This window comes from Edaphosphingomonas fennica, from assembly GCF_003034225.1.
Lineage (GTDB): Bacteria > Pseudomonadota > Alphaproteobacteria > Sphingomonadales > Sphingomonadaceae > Sphingomonas_E > Sphingomonas_E fennica.
Genome location: NZ_PHHF01000082.1, coordinates 1 through 13659, shown reverse-complemented (window position 1 = coordinate 13659; position 13659 = coordinate 1). Strand labels below are relative to the sequence as shown.

Sequence of the window (13659 nt, the reverse complement as noted above, 5' to 3'; positions counted from 1 at the left end):
GTCTGCTGGTGGGATTTTCTCAAGCGTCCACTTATGGCACAACCTACTCGTTCCGATGGTTAATCCATCGAAGACGCCGTGCCTATAGGCCGAGCCCACGCTTGCGGCCAAAGCCCCAGTCGATACCGCCGTCGCCGCGCGCGACGCCGGAGACGTGGCGGCCGAGCTGCTTTTCCAGCGATGGTGACCAAGGGACCAGCTGGAACCCGAGGCCGTCGTCGATCATGGCGAAGCGGCCGGAGGCAAGCGCGAAGCGCTGCCGGTAGGTGCCGGCGACATACTCGCCGGTCCCGGATTGGCTGAACGGCCGGCCGGTCTCGACGGCGAGCTTCTCGCTAAGCGCCTCCACCTCACGACGGCGCAGCGTATCGATCAGGTTGCGCGCGAAGATCACGCTGCGGCCCTGCCGCTCCGCGAGACCCTGTTCGATGAGATGCTCCGCCCGGGCGTTCATCGCCTCGCGCACCTCGGCGCCAAACCCGCCGCCGCCCAGCGCGACCGGCTCGCGGGCGATGGCCTGACGGTCGAGCCAGGTGGCGCCGGTCGCCGTCACCTGTTGTTCGATGGAGAGGTCCGAGCGCACAGCGAGCGCCACCCGCCGCCGCCCTCGGGCGTCGTCGAACTTCCGCAACTCGACGATTGAGCCCGGCGCGCTGTCGCCGGCGGCGTCAAGGTCGGGCAGCTTGATGTGGTGGGTCCGTCCATCGACGCCATCGACCACGGCAAAGGCGGTGCCCTTCAATTCGTCGTCGAGGCCGCGGTCGACCAGCCGGCCGATGACCGGATCGTCGAGGCTCTCGCCGGCCAGCACATAGGCCGCCGCGCCGCGCTCGATGCCCCGCTCCATCAGGCTGCGATGAATGCGCTTGATGATGTCGCCACGCTCGCCGAGTTCGCGCAGCGTCGCCTCCGCGTTCTCGGACAGGACCCATTGGCCCGGGCCGATCTGGTCGGCAAGCCCTAGGGATTCGAGCTTGCGCAGGCGGCCAACCTTCAGCGCGTGGAATTCGTCGGGTTGCCGGCCGGGGTGCGGCGCCAGGTCGATGACGCCGGTGCGATAGCCATCGCGGGCGAGCTGTCGGTCGAGCTGTGTCCAGCGCTCGGTATCGATCTGGCGTTCGAGCGTCCGGCGGATTTCGTGATCGGTGCGCGGTCCCAACTCCTGCGTGATCAGATCCTGGGCGCGGGCGCGCATCCCTTCCTTGATGTAGTCGCGGGAGATGACGAGGTCCTGGCCGTCATCAGCGCGGCCCCGCACGATGACATGTACATGAGGGTGCTCGGTGTTCCAGTGATCGACGCCGACCCAGTCGAGCTTCGTGCCGAGATCCTTCTCCATCTGGCCCATCAGTTCACGGGTGAAGGTCTTGAGATCGGACATCTCCACCGCGTCCTCGGGCGAGACGATGAAGCGGAAGTGATGGCGATCGTCCTGGCAGCGCTCGGCGAAGGCCTTGGGATCGGCGTCGTCGGTCTCGGGACCGAACAGCCGGGCCTTCTCCCCGTCCCGGGTGACGCCCTCGCGCCGGAGGTAGCCGAGATGCGCCGCGAGCGGCGCGGACCGTGCCGTGTGGCGCACGACGCGGGTCTTGATGACCGCGCCGCGCGAGCGGCCGGTCAGCAGACGATTTGCCTGCACGCTGGCGCGCACGCCGCGCCCGAAGCGCGAGCGGTTGCCGGATGTGATCCTGCCCGAGCGCGAGACGCGGCCGCCGGCCTTCTGGGCGGCGGCGAGCGCCTGGGCGATGAAGGGCCTCGCCCGCTGGGAGCCGGAGGAGCGGATGCGACCAGGGCGGATGCGGAAATCGTCCTCGCCGCTCATGGCCGGAGCACCGCACATCGCATCAACGCACGGAAATTCCTGTGAAAACGCCGAATACGCGAGGCCCGCCGATGAGGCGCACCTCGCGTATTCTCTGCCCAAGCCTTTGAAAATCCACGACCGGACCAAGCCGCACCTCGCGGCCTTTTATCCCGCCATCGTCCGGTCGTGTTGCCTGCCTCCCACCGCCGCACCCTCCATGATGCGCCGCGCCACGCCAGACCGCGATTGCGGGAGAACACCGTCATCACGGTTCTCCCGCGCTTGACCGGGCGACGAACAGTCCGCTCGACTGCGGGGCGATGGTCGAAGCATCGCGTACGCCAAGCGCATCGGAAGCGTCACCGGAACGATCGTCGGACTGCACAGGACCGGCAGCCGGCGTGGCATCCGCGCGGGCGACGAAGAGCGGCGCGCTGGTCCATGACAACGGCTCTGCGGTGGCAACGATGACGGGGCCGGCGATGTCCCCGCCGCCGACAAGAGGCGCGAGCGCGGCGACATAGGCGCGGGTTTCGGCTGGCAAGGAGCGCGCTCCTGCCAGATATTCCTCGTAGCGGCCGGGGCCGGCATTGTAGGCGGCGAGAAAGCCCGGCGAGCCGTAGCGGTCGTGCATTTCGCGCAAGTAAGCCGCGCCCGCCAGGATGTTGTCGCGCGGATCGTAAGGATCGCTGCCGAGCCGATGGCGGACGCGCAAGTCCGCCCAGGTATCGGGCATGATCTGCATCAGGCCCATGGCGCCGGCGGACGAGATCGCGCGCACGTCGCCCGCACTCTCCGCGCGCATCACCGCCCAAATCCATGCGGCCGGAACGCCGAAGCGCTGCGAGGCTTCGGCGACATGAGCGGCGTAGGGATCGGCCGGCGTCGGCCGTTCCAGCGGCGCGATCTGCGCCAGCGCGGCGGTCGGCGGCGCGACGGCGAATGCGAGGCCGGAAAGGAGAAGGAGGGTGATGCGGCGGGCGGCGTGAAGCCGCCCGGCGACATCGTGACTGCGGAAGATCGGCATGGCCTCACTCCCGCTCGCCGCGTCTGGGCGGCCGGTTCCAGTGCAGCGACCAGGCCGACTTGTCGTCGCCGGACTGGAACAGGTTGGCGCGGATCGGCTGCAGGAAGGCGGGATCGTCGATGAGCAGCGAGACATAGTCGCCCGCCTTCTCGCCGGTGCGTTTCCAGGCGGCGCCAACTTCCGGACCGACCTCCGGCCCGTCGACATCGCCGAGATGGATGCGATAGTCGGGCGTGTTCTCGGCATCGGAATGCTCGGCGGGAACGAGCACCAATTCGACATCGAGCGTGAGCGTATGGATGCGCCCGGAATAGCCGGATTTGGTGCGAGTGAATCGACCGATCTGCGACATTGTGGTTTCCTTTCGTCGGGGGTGGGTGAACAGGTTCGGCGCGAACGGCACGCCGATCAGGGGTCAGTCATCGGGTTGGCGCGCGCCACTCGTAGCGGCCGGAGCCGTCTTCATCGGTCCACAGCGGGACCGCGCGGCCGATGATCGAACTCATGGGAAGCGGGCCGAAATAGCGGCCGTCGAGGCTGTCCTGGATCTCCCAGTTCATGAGGAACACCTCGCCGTCGGCGATGCGGTGGCAGCCCTGCCAGACGGGCAGGTCGCGGCCACGCCGGTCGCGCTCCAGCGCGTTGCCCATTGCGATTCGGTCGACGGTGATGGCGAGCCCCGAGCGGCAGACCCGTTGTCCCGGCAGACCGGCGATACGCTTCATCAGCGGCACACCGGGAGGCAGGTAACCGCGCTCGGCGAGGAAGCGCGCCAGCGGCTCGGGCGCATCGACGGCGACGAGGTCCGTCACCTCGAGCCGGTCATCCGGTTCGATCGAATAGAGCCCGATCGGTGCGCTCGCCGAGGCGTTCCAGATCAGCTTCTTCGGCGTTTCGATGAGCGCCGAAGCGGCGACGCCCATGGTCATAAGACAGGTGAGCATCACATAGCCGAAGCGGCTCATGGCGCGGTCCTCCGGCGCAGGAGGAAGGCCCGATGGTGCTGGGCGGTGTAGGCGCGCGGCTCATGACCGGCGGCCAGGCGGTTGTGGACGTGCCGCCAGTGGTCCGGCGAAACATCGGCCGGATCGATGCCGAGCGCCTCGATGGCATCGATGATCCGGAGCACGTGCTCGACCCTGGGCCATCCCTCGATCTTCAGGAGGATGTCGCCGCCGGGCCGTACGAAAGGCAGCGTCTGATAGGGCTCGCCGCGGCCGATGGCGCGCACGATGTCGATGCGCGAGATGATCGTGCCGTAGTCGTTGGACGCCCAGCGGATGAAGGCAAAGAGGCTGTTCGGCGCGAAGCCGACGACACGGCGCCGACGGTCGAGGATCTGCTCATGGACTTCCCGGCCGAAGCGGATCCAGTGTTCGATCCGCTTCTCATGCCAGGTCAGCTCGACGAGCGTCGTGAATGGTGCGGGGTGGGCCGGCGAGTGGCCGCCGCGCATGCGGGGGTCCGCGATGCCGGTCATTTACGTGTCTCCTTGGTCTGGCGGGAATTCGCGAACGAGCAGGTCGCGGAGCATGTCGGCGACGGTCTGCCCGCGCCGGAACGCCGCGATCTTGATCCGGCCGCGCAGCTCTGGCGTGACGTCGATCGTCAGCCGGGCGGTGAAGCCGGCGGCATCCGCGTCGCGCGGGGGCGATGCATCCGACGCCTTGATCCAGCGTTCGGGATCGGCGGGGCGCGACGCAAAACCGCGTTTCGGAGCGCGCCCGCTCATGACGCGAGCCTCCCCACCTCGGCCCCGATGGCCGCGATCTCGCGTGTAGCCGGACTGTCCTCGTCGATCTCGAAGACGAGCCGCCCGGATTGCGCGGTATCGGCGAAAGCGACGCGCTGACCGATCCGCGCCGCCAGCACCGGCGGATCATGATCTGCGAGCGTCTCGGCCGTCTCGCGGGCGATGACGGTGCGCGCGCCGCAGCGGTTCAGAACGAAGCGGGCGGCAAGCTGCGGGCGATAGATGCGCGCTTCCTGGAGGAGCGAGAGCATCTCGGCCGAAGCCCAGCCATCGAAGGGCGACGGCTGCACGGGGATCAGCACCAGGTCGGCGGCGAGCAGCGCCGAGCGCATCAGCGAGGCGACACGCGGCGGTCCGTCGATGACGATGTGATCGGCATCGCGCGCCAGCTCTGGCGCCTCGCGGTGCAGGGTGTCACGGGCGAGGCCGACGACACCGAACAGGCGTGGAAGGCCTTCGCGCGCCCGCTGCTGCGACCAGTCCAGCGCCGAGCCCTGCGGATCGGCGTCGATCAGGGTGACGGGCCTTCCCTGCCGCGCCCATTGTCCCGCGAGATGCAGCGCCAACGTCGTCTTACCGACGCCGCCTTTCTGGTTGAGGAACGCGACGATCATCGTGCCCCTCCCGGCTTGCGCCCGAGGGAGAGTCGCGATGGGCGAGCGGTTTCGCTGCCGGATGGCCGCGCCCTGGATGTCTTTCGGAGGAGTCCGTCGATGGCGGCAGCGACGGTGTTTTCCACATCGCTCCGCGCAACATAAGAGTTAGATTCTCTGTTAGATTCTAAGTTAAGGCTCGGAATCGTCGTTCCCGGCCAGAGACTTAAGTGCGATCTCTGCGTGCGAAGTCCCGATGGTCCTGCGTGCGAAATCCCGATACCGCTTGCGTGCGAAGTCCCGACCGCGTCCACAGCGCCATCCACAGGTCTTGTGGATGATTTCGCCGGCAGGATGCGCAATAGCTCGCGTCGGCCTTCGCGCTCGATGTGCAGCCGATAGCCGGGCAGCGGCTGGCGCGGGACGATGCGCCGGAGCTGGAGCGCGAAGTCGGAGACGCGCATGAGGCTGCCGGACTTTTCGTGGAGATGGGCGAACTCGAAAATCCAGCCCCGCGGCTGACGGCCGGCGTGCTTGCGCGCGACGCGGTAGAGCCAGCGTTCGATGCCACCCGTCAGCCGGAAATAGGCCGGGTCGATGGTGAGAACCAAGGAGCGGTCGGTGACGCCGCGATAGAACCAGTCGGGCAGTACGAACTCCATGCCCTCGACGCGGCCGTCGCGCGTGACGCATTCCTCCCATTCGTTGATCCAGGAGAACTGGTGCCGCCGCCAATGCTCGCCCTGGCGGATGGTGGTGCGGATGACGGTCGATTGCAGGCGGGTGAGCGCGCCCTTCAGCAGCTTGTAATCACGCTGGCCGGTTTCCCGGCCGATCGACATCAGGAGCTGATAAGGCGTGAAGCGCAGGAAGCGCGAGGTCTTGAACCCCAGATTCTCGGCCTCGACGATCTGCGAGGCGGCCCAGATGAGGATGTCAGCGTCCCAGATCGTCGCCATGCCGTGCTCGGGCACGGCGAAGACCTCGACGCGGACTCCGCCGGCCTCATAGAGGATCGGCGCGATGCGCTTGGCCTTGGCGAGTGAGAAGAACGGCCGTTCCATGAGATCGCGCTGATCGCGCGGACTGGCGTCGCCGGTTGCAACGATGAAGGGATCGAGCCTGGCCCGCTCGGTCGAGGTGATGAGGCGACGCCGCTTCATGATCGGACGTCTCAGCGATGGGAGCGGCCGGCGGGGGCCGCCGGCATCGGGTCGTGGCGCTTGGCGGGCAGCACAGACCCACGCGGATCTGAGGTCGAGGTGACGGCACCCCGGTCGGCCCAGGCCTGAAGGTCCTCGATCGCATAGACGACGCGGCCGCCGAGCTTGCGATAGGCCGGGCCGGTGCCATAGGTGCGATGCTTTTCCAGCGTCCGGCCCGAGAGGCCAAGGAAACGCGCGGCTTCTGGGGTTCTGAGAAAGCGCGGCGGCAAGCCGGCGAGATTGGGCGACATGATCGGGCCTCCGTGGGTTTGTTGAGGCCGCTGGTAGTGAGCGGCGGACGCAGGTCACGGTGGCGAAGGAGAGCCGCGAGGGGGGAGTGCGAAGAAGGGCGCGCCAAATTCGCACCCCCCTTCCGACATCGGGTCAGGATCGGCGGCGATGACGAAGGAGCGCGCGATAGCCCCCGGCGATCATGGCGAAGGCATCCTTGACAAGGTCCATGGTCGCGTCGCGCAGCGCCGAGGACTTCCAGGGATCGGATGCAACGCGGGACACACCGTAAATGACGCCAGCGATCTCGCGATAGCTCGCGCCGTTCATGCGTCCGTCGACCGCTTGCAGCATGTGGCGGATGCGCCGGCGTTGCTGCTTGGTCAGCCGGGTGTCCGCGGGCACGGCGCGACCGAGCATGGACTTGAGCAGACGCTGGACGGCTTCGAGCCGGTCGAGGCCGTCAAGGTCGAGCGGGATCAGCGCGGCGAGCGGTTCGCCGGCTGCGACGCCGGCCAGCCGCAGGAGATGGAGAAGCTGCCCGTCTCCGGGGTCGTGCAGGAAATGAACGCCCTGCTCGTCGGCGCGGGCGGCGGTCTCCCGGATGGCGGAAAAGAGATTGCCGTCGGCAGGAAGGATGGACGGCGCGGCGGCCAGCAGCACGGTGCCGGTGTCATCTTCCGGGCACCAGAAGACCGGCGCTTCAGTGGCGTTGAGCGACGGACGGGCAACGAAATTGCAGCCCCCAGCGTTTCCGCACCCGGTTCGTCAATTCCCGGAGATCGCACGCCGAATGCCTGGTCTCGGCATAATCACGCTGATAGTCGCCGTTGCGCCGCAGCCATTCCCAGCCAAGATCGGGCGATGCGAGGTCGTCGAGATAGTCGTAGGTCGATGTCGACCGCCACCGGGATATGTCAGGGGTCATGGGCGTCCTCTGCGCGTTGGCTACCGGGAGGAGCACCATCCCCGGTTGCAGAGGCCGCCGGAAGTCCCGAAGGTGGCAACGCGCGATGCGGCCGAGGCATCGCAATTCTGGCTAGTGGGCACGGCCCTCGCGGACGAGCAGGCGATAGCCATGCTCGGTCATCCAGCGGGCGCGGGCGAGATGGGTGTCGTGGACATGGCGCGCGCGGTCCGGCTCGCGGTCTGGATCGAGGCCGAACAGGATCGTGACGGCCTCGCGCCAGTCGGCGCCATCGGTCGCCGCGTCGAGCAGCCGCATATAGAGCTTCATGTGCTCACGGTCATAGGTCGTGAGCGCCGCGCTTTGCGGCGGTTCATCGAGGAAATGTACTTGCATCACGTCAGCCCCCAGCGCCTTACCATATCCGCCCCCGCCCCATTTGTTAACCGGGCGTTCGACGGGCACAGGGAAGGCCATTGGTGCATCGCGCGATGCACCGGAGGCATCGCCGAGGCACCATACGGGATGTCAGGGTGATCTGCGGCTGTCGATTTTCGCACGAACGAACATCACTCCTTCCCCCTGATCGGAGTTGAGGAAGACGATGCCGTTGGCCTCGAGCGCCCGGCGCACCTGATCGTGCGTCGTCTCATACACCTTGAGTCCGCTCTCGGACTCGAGGCGCTTCAACGCGGTCAGGGATACCAGGGCCTTTTCAGCGAGCGTCTCCTGCGTCCAACCAAGCAACGCGCGTGCGGCCCGCGTCTGTCGGGCGGTGATCATGCATGATCACCTCCCACCGGCACGAACGCGCACGCCAGAACTACGACTATATTAGTCGTTCTATGGGCGGGCGGCCAGACACAAAACGCTGTACCAGCGTCCTTCGGAGTTATCGGCGTCGTGACTGATTCGGTCGCCCCGCAATGAAAGAGGCCCCGCCCGGATCGTCCGGGCGGGGCGTCGCGGCGCCTCAGTCGCCGTTGCGGCGGCTGGGGCGGGACCAGATGAGGCTGTAGCCTTCGCCGTCCTCGTCGTCGAAGAGGTTGGCGAAGATCGGGGCGGTGAAGCTCGGATCGTCGAGCTTGAGGCCCAGATAGTCGCGGCCCTCGTTGGAGCGCTTGGACCAGGCGGCGCCGATCTCGGCGCGGCCGACGAAGACGCGGTGGCTGGGGGCGTTCTCGCCGGTGGCCCGGGTCTCGGGGACGATGCGCACGCCCTTGGCCTGGACGCTGAGGGTGACGATTTCGCCGGCGAATTCGTTGTTGCCGGTCTTCTTGAAGGTGCCGATGGTCGCCATGTCAGTTCTCCTTGATCACTGCTTCGAACCCGCACCATTGCGGCCTCGATGGCGATCGACGGGCCGGAGGCGATCGACGCCGCACCCCCCGGGGTCCCCATTGCGCTTGCGCAATGGGGTGGGCTCGTCAGGGCCGCAGCGCCAGCGGAGGATGGCAGCCAGGCGACTTTGTTGTTTCGCGAGGAATGACGGCGAAGCCGGCAGGGGAAGAAAGTCGATCGGCGCCATTGCGGCATAGGCGATCGAGGCGCAGCCGGCCTTCGGCCAGATCAGCCCATTGAAGAGGCCGTGTTGGAGCGGTCGACCTGACAGAAAGATCAAGGGAGAACGTGGTGGCCCCGCGAAGCCGCCGGAATCCTGGCAACGAGTCCCTGCCGGCGATGTCGTCCCACCTGTCCTGGCGATGATCGCGATGGGCTTCCCGCAGGCATCGGCTCGTGAGACGCCATCCGCGCCTGCGTCATCGAGTGGCTGTGCCGGGGCTGACTACCGGTTCAGCGCCGCTTCAACGGGCCTCACGCTATGTCTGGCCTCACATCGCAATCTCTGCTTGACGGTCGGCTTCGTCCAACTTCGGCGTCGAGGATGGCAGGCGTGCCGGCCTGCTGGCCATGCCTCCAACGGCCGTGTCGGTATCAGCCCCGCACCATCCCCCGTCCGGCCGGTTCGGGCGCGGCCATCGCTGCTATCCGCAGGAATGCCGCAATGCCGACCGCGATCGCGCCGACGACCGAAAAGGCGATCTGCCAGCCCTCGGACGGCATAGTGTGCTTCACGATGCCATGGGTCGCGTGATAGCCCGCGATCGCCGCCGGGGCTACGAAGGCAAGTGCAATGCCGACGCGCAGCCAGAGCGGGCGCGCGAAGGCAAGCAGCAGTTGGCCGACGCCGAAAATCAGCCCGGCCGCGACCAGGCCGATCGCGATGCCGCCCGGCCAGCCCGCGCCGGTGTCATAAGCCCACATGCCGGCGGTGACGCCAGCAAAGGCCGGGAGCGCGTAGATAGCAAGCGTGAACAGCAGCCAGCAGAGAACGCCGATAGCCGCGACGCTGAAGATGATGCCAAGGAAGATCATGGTGGTGGCCTCCGTTAGAAAAGGTCTGACGGTCGCGCCTTCCACCACCACCACGGCACGGCATGAAGCATAGCCGAAGATGAGCGGCCACGGGAGCGGAAATCGGCTAGGAAGTTCCGCTCGCCGGACCGGGCGCTCCCTTCGTCAGGGTTGGAAGGGATCGATTTCATGGATGATGGCGGCGGTGTCGCCGTCGTATTCGTTGGCGGGAACGACCGACAGGCTGCCGTCGCCGGCCCGGAAGACGACGATGGCGACCATGAGGGTGGTGGCGAGGCTGAAGGCGAAGGCATGAGCGTCGTTGAGGGACATCGTTCCGGCTCCTGTCTTGGAGGCGGGGGACCATCCCCCGCGCGACAGGCGCCCGATGTGTCCGGCCGAGGGCCGCAATCACCGCGGAGGCGAAGCCTCAAGGCCGCACGCTCGCGTAGCGGACCCTTCACGGGTTGATGGCGTCAGGCCATCGGCTGGACCAAGGATCAGCGCAGAGGAAGCGGGGGTGGTGCTTCGCTTTCCGGAGATGGTAGAGAAACGATCTCTTCAAACAGCTCTACCGCTCAGGACTCACGCTCAAAACTGTGGTCAGCCTTCTTGCGGCGGGGGCAGATGACAGGGGGGCGGCAAGTGGCGGAAGGCTTCTTCATTCCAGACGGTAACGAGGCGTTGAGGGACGATATCCCGGCGGTCGTCGAGCTGATCGAGCGCACAGCGCGGTGGGTCAATCCGGAAACCTTCCGGCGCTTGCCGGTGTGGGCGCCGCACACGGCGCGGGGTCGACCGCTTTATGACGCGCAGTGGAGTCGTCGCTATACCAACACCCGAAAGGCTACCGGGGTTACAGCCGACAAATTCGAGGGCAACGTGGCGGCTCTGAACGCGCTGGTCGCTGCCCTGGATGTGGCATCGCCCAAGCCGAAGAATTGGACCGTCTGCCACATCTGGGGCTACGACGATCCGTCCTTTGCGCAACAGAGCAGTGTGGTTCAGGACCCCCGTTATTTCTCCTGCGTCGCCAACATGGTGTGGCTGCCGACACCGCTCAAAGGCTTCACCGACACGCTTCCCGAGATCAAGGCCATGCTGCGAGTCTGCGCATTCCATCTCTATGGATGGGCCTGCGAGCATCCGTCGGTCGCGGAACAGGCCACCAAGGTCAGGTCGGGTTGGATTCCCAACGGCTATCCCAAGAGTTGGCCGAGCCCGGATAATCCCGGTGCATTGCCGCCCGGTGTCGCACCATTCAGCTTGCGCATCGAGCGGGAAATCGCCAAGCGCAAACAGAAGATTAAGACCGACCTCGCGAACGCGGCTTTCCTTCATTATCCCAAGGACGACGTGGTCGGCGTCCTGAAATACTGGAACATCGATCTGGGTTAGGCGGCGCTCACGCGAAACTACAATTGTGAAGTGCGAGAGACTTCGGCACGGTCCTAGACTTGGGGGGAACGACGAGTGAGTGACCCGAAATTTCTACGCGGCATTCCCGCTGGCCACGTGCTTAACCGCCTTGCAAAGGCCGGCGGCAAGGAAATTGAGTCTGGCAAACTTTCAAGCCCGGAGAGTTCCGCAGCACTCGCGGTCAATTGCTTCGGCTGGTTCATCGAGCGGCCGGAACTTCTTCCACCTCTGAGCGGCCTTGAGGCCGCTGGCGTCCCTGAATTGGTAGACGTGGAGTTTTGCGCGCGGTTTCCCTGGTCAGGCGGTCGGCATCCTTGGCTCGACGCTGTGGTGCAGACGCCGACGACGCTGATCGGGGTTGAAAGCAAGCGCTTTGAGCCCTTCCGGGACGTGAAGTCTGTCAACCTTTCGGACGCTTATGACCGGCCCGTTTGGGGCCGGGACATGAAGGGTTATGAAAGGATGCGAGACCGCCTGCGTTCAGGGGAGGAGCGGTTCACTCACCTTGATGCCGCGCAACTGGTCAAACACGCATTTGGCCTGGTGACCGAAGGCCGCCGCCGAAATCGGGCACCGGTACTTTTCTACCTCTTCGCTGAACCCGCAGCGAGGAACGGCCATCCCATCGCGCAGGATGACCTCATGCGGCATCGGAACGAAATTGCCCGTTTTGCCGGAGCGACCGCGGGCGATGAAGTGACATTTCACTTCGCGAGCTACCGGGAGTGGCTCGGAACCTGGCGTGGGCTCGATAACAACATTGCGGCACATGGACAGGCAATCATTGAAATGTTTGCGCCGTGAGTGGCGCAGTCGGGACTGAGGATGTCACGACCGCCGCCGAAATGGCGCGGTCCCACGGCGTTGATCCCAAGCGGTTCCGGGCTGCGCTTCGCCGAGCCAGTCTGCGGTGGCACTCCCATAGTGAGCGCTGGGAAGTCCGCATTGGCAGCCCCGAACACAGGGATATGGAGCGCATTCTAGCCACCTTTGCGCTGGCTGCGAATGTCGCCCCGGCGGTCGAACAGGTGCGGAGCAGACCTCCATCGGCTGCCAGGTCTTCGAGCGACGAAGCATGGATCATCGACCTGTGCGATGCTGTTCTGGGAAAGAAGGCGATACGCCAGCACCGTTTTCCATTTCTATTAGGGGATGCCGGGCCTTCGGGACGAAGGGTGTTGCTTCCAGTCGACGCCTTCTATCCGGAGCTTGGGCTGGCGATCGAATATCACGAGCGACAGCACAGCGGACGCGTGCGCTTCTTCGATGATCGTCCAACCGTTTCGGGCGTTTCGCGCGGTGAACAGAGACGTCGTTATGACGACTATCGGCGAACCTTGCTCCCTCTGCATGGCTGCGCGCTGGTGGTGTTCGACTACTCGGAATTCGAGCACACCAGTGCTGGGCGCCTTCTTCGCACAGAACGAGATCGAGAAATCATCACCGCGCGGCTGCGCGATCATGTGACCATCGCCACGGTATGAGGGCGGCGGCGCTCACGCGCCGCCGAACCTCCAGACCGGGATACCGAGCTTCTTCGCCTTGTCGGCGAGATTGTCCTGGATGCCGGTGCCGGGGAAGACCATCACGCCGATCGGCAGCACTTCGAGCATCTGATCGTTGCGCTTGAAAGGCGCGGCGCGACCGTGTTTCGTCCAGTCGGGCGCGAAACCGATCTGCGGCACGCCGCGGTGGTCGGCCCAGCGGGAGGCGATCTTCTCGGCACCCTTCGGCGATTTGCCGTGCATCAGAACCATGTCGGGATGCTTGGCGTGGACCTGGTCGAGCTTCGCCCAGATCAGCCGGTGATCGTTGAATTCGAGCCCGCCCGTGACTGCGATCTTCGGACCGGGTGGCAGGAGAACTTCTTGCTCGGCGCGCTTTCTGGCGGCGAGGAAGTCGCGGCTGTCGATCATCGCCGAGGTGAGATTGCGGTGGTTGACCTTCGAGCCGTTGCGCGGGAGCCAGGGTTTGCCGGCGTGACGCTCGTAGTGCTCGCCGGCCTGGTCTCGCATCAGCTCGAACGCATCCTGCCGCTCGACCAGCGTCCTGCCTTCCGCGATGAGGCGCTCGAGTTCGACCGATTTGACCTCGGTGCCATCCTGCTCCCGCTGGGACCGGCGCTGCGCCTGCTCATTGTCGTCGAGGTCGCGGGCAATCCGCTCGGCGGCGCGGTGGAAGACGTTGACGGTAGACCAGAGGAGATCGTCCAGGTCGGGCTCGAGGCGGGTGTCGCCCAAGGTGACGATCAGGGCGTCAAAGATGTCGGCGATGGCGCCGGCGACGATTGTAGCGCGACGATTACGGAGTCCGGTCGGCGTCAATTTTGATGGCCGATAGGTGGCCGCGCCGGTTGGTGAATTCT

The 13659-nt window shown here is 66.0% G+C and carries 20 protein-coding genes; 3 read left to right on the top strand and 17 right to left on the bottom strand.

Features of this window, described 5'->3' with window-relative positions; translation table 11 throughout:
- Window positions 1–82: 82 nt before the first annotated feature.
- From CV103_RS20780 to CV103_RS22585, 16 genes are all read right to left on the bottom strand, one after another.
- Complete coding sequence (locus CV103_RS20780) at window positions 83–1822, bottom strand: relaxase/mobilization nuclease domain-containing protein (protein ID WP_107396065.1); 1740 nt, start codon at window positions 1820–1822, stop codon at window positions 83–85.
- A 247-nt stretch (window positions 1823–2069) separates the two neighbouring features.
- Window positions 2070–2831: a lytic transglycosylase domain-containing protein gene (locus CV103_RS20775; RefSeq protein ID WP_107396064.1), complete on the bottom strand. Its 762-nt coding sequence runs from the start codon at window positions 2829–2831 to the stop codon at window positions 2070–2072.
- A 4-nt stretch (window positions 2832–2835) separates the two neighbouring features.
- Entirely contained in the window at window positions 2836–3183 is a 348-nt protein-coding gene (locus CV103_RS20770; protein ID WP_107396063.1) for a DUF736 domain-containing protein, read from the bottom strand.
- A gap of 67 nt (window positions 3184–3250) precedes the next feature.
- The gene (locus CV103_RS20765) at window positions 3251–3796 is read right to left on the bottom strand and encodes a S26 family signal peptidase (protein WP_107396062.1); all 546 of its coding nucleotides are present in this window, start codon (window positions 3794–3796) and stop codon (window positions 3251–3253) included.
- The gene (locus tag CV103_RS20760) at window positions 3793–4311 is read right to left on the bottom strand and encodes a DUF2840 domain-containing protein (RefSeq protein WP_107396061.1); all 519 of its coding nucleotides are present in this window, start codon (window positions 4309–4311) and stop codon (window positions 3793–3795) included. The genes CV103_RS20765 and CV103_RS20760 overlap by 4 nt, the downstream gene beginning before the upstream one ends.
- Window positions 4312–4563: a hypothetical protein gene (locus CV103_RS20755; RefSeq protein WP_107396060.1), complete on the bottom strand. Its 252-nt coding sequence runs from the start codon at window positions 4561–4563 to the stop codon at window positions 4312–4314.
- Entirely contained in the window at window positions 4560–5198 is a 639-nt protein-coding gene (parA, locus tag CV103_RS20750) for a ParA family partition ATPase (RefSeq protein ID WP_107396059.1), read from the bottom strand. Before parA ends, CV103_RS20755 begins: the two co-directional genes overlap by 4 nt.
- Complete coding sequence (locus CV103_RS20745; RefSeq protein WP_107396058.1) at window positions 5195–6340, bottom strand: replication initiator protein A; 1146 nt, start codon at window positions 6338–6340, stop codon at window positions 5195–5197. Before CV103_RS20745 ends, parA begins: the two co-directional genes overlap by 4 nt.
- Before the next feature lie 11 nt (window positions 6341–6351).
- On the bottom strand, window positions 6352–6633 hold the full coding sequence (locus tag CV103_RS20740; RefSeq protein ID WP_034465387.1) for a helix-turn-helix transcriptional regulator: 282 nt from the start codon (window positions 6631–6633) through the stop codon (window positions 6352–6354).
- A 133-nt stretch (window positions 6634–6766) separates the two neighbouring features.
- Window positions 6767–7276 (bottom strand): DUF2285 domain-containing protein, encoded by a 510-nt coding sequence (locus CV103_RS22990; RefSeq protein ID WP_107396057.1) that lies wholly within the window; start codon window positions 7274–7276, stop codon window positions 6767–6769.
- A 40-nt stretch (window positions 7277–7316) separates the two neighbouring features.
- Complete coding sequence (locus CV103_RS22260; RefSeq protein ID WP_129609372.1) at window positions 7317–7541, bottom strand: transcriptional regulator domain-containing protein; 225 nt, start codon at window positions 7539–7541, stop codon at window positions 7317–7319.
- A gap of 111 nt (window positions 7542–7652) precedes the next feature.
- Complete coding sequence (locus CV103_RS20730) at window positions 7653–7916, bottom strand: DNA -binding domain-containing protein (RefSeq protein ID WP_034468224.1); 264 nt, start codon at window positions 7914–7916, stop codon at window positions 7653–7655.
- A gap of 132 nt (window positions 7917–8048) precedes the next feature.
- Window positions 8049–8303, bottom strand: coding sequence for a helix-turn-helix domain-containing protein (locus CV103_RS20725; protein ID WP_107396056.1), 255 nt, complete (start codon window positions 8301–8303; stop codon window positions 8049–8051).
- Between the two features lie 190 nt (window positions 8304–8493).
- Window positions 8494–8820, bottom strand: coding sequence for a DUF736 domain-containing protein (locus CV103_RS20720; RefSeq protein ID WP_107396055.1), 327 nt, complete (start codon window positions 8818–8820; stop codon window positions 8494–8496).
- A gap of 635 nt (window positions 8821–9455) precedes the next feature.
- Window positions 9456–9947 carry a hypothetical protein gene (locus CV103_RS20710; protein WP_425443924.1) on the bottom strand — a complete coding sequence of 164 codons (492 nt, stop codon included), beginning with the start codon at window positions 9945–9947 and terminating at the stop codon, window positions 9456–9458.
- A 93-nt stretch (window positions 9948–10040) separates the two neighbouring features.
- Window positions 10041–10208, bottom strand: coding sequence for a hypothetical protein (locus tag CV103_RS22585; protein WP_165363918.1), 168 nt, complete (start codon window positions 10206–10208; stop codon window positions 10041–10043).
- 312 nt (window positions 10209–10520) lie between these two features.
- Here CV103_RS22585 and CV103_RS20705 point away from each other — a divergent pair, with 312 nt between their 5' ends.
- The 3 genes from CV103_RS20705 to CV103_RS22250 all read left to right on the top strand — a co-directional run bounded on the left by CV103_RS20705 (window position 10521) and on the right by CV103_RS22250 (window position 12778).
- On the top strand, window positions 10521–11273 hold the full coding sequence (locus tag CV103_RS20705; RefSeq protein WP_244601601.1) for a hypothetical protein: 753 nt from the start codon (window positions 10521–10523) through the stop codon (window positions 11271–11273).
- Window positions 11274–11348: 75 nt separating this feature from the next.
- Window positions 11349–12098, top strand: a complete 750-nt coding sequence (locus CV103_RS22255) for a PGN_0703 family putative restriction endonuclease (RefSeq protein ID WP_129609371.1) — start codon at window positions 11349–11351, stop codon at window positions 12096–12098.
- Window positions 12099–12262: 164 nt separating this feature from the next.
- Window positions 12263–12778 (top strand): hypothetical protein, encoded by a 516-nt coding sequence (locus CV103_RS22250; protein WP_129609370.1) that lies wholly within the window; start codon window positions 12263–12265, stop codon window positions 12776–12778.
- 12 nt (window positions 12779–12790) lie between these two features.
- On the opposite strand, the gene CV103_RS20690 is transcribed toward CV103_RS22250, so the two are convergent.
- The coding region (locus tag CV103_RS20690; protein WP_107396099.1) for a DUF2493 domain-containing protein at window positions 12791–13659 on the bottom strand (869 nt) is incomplete at its 5' end.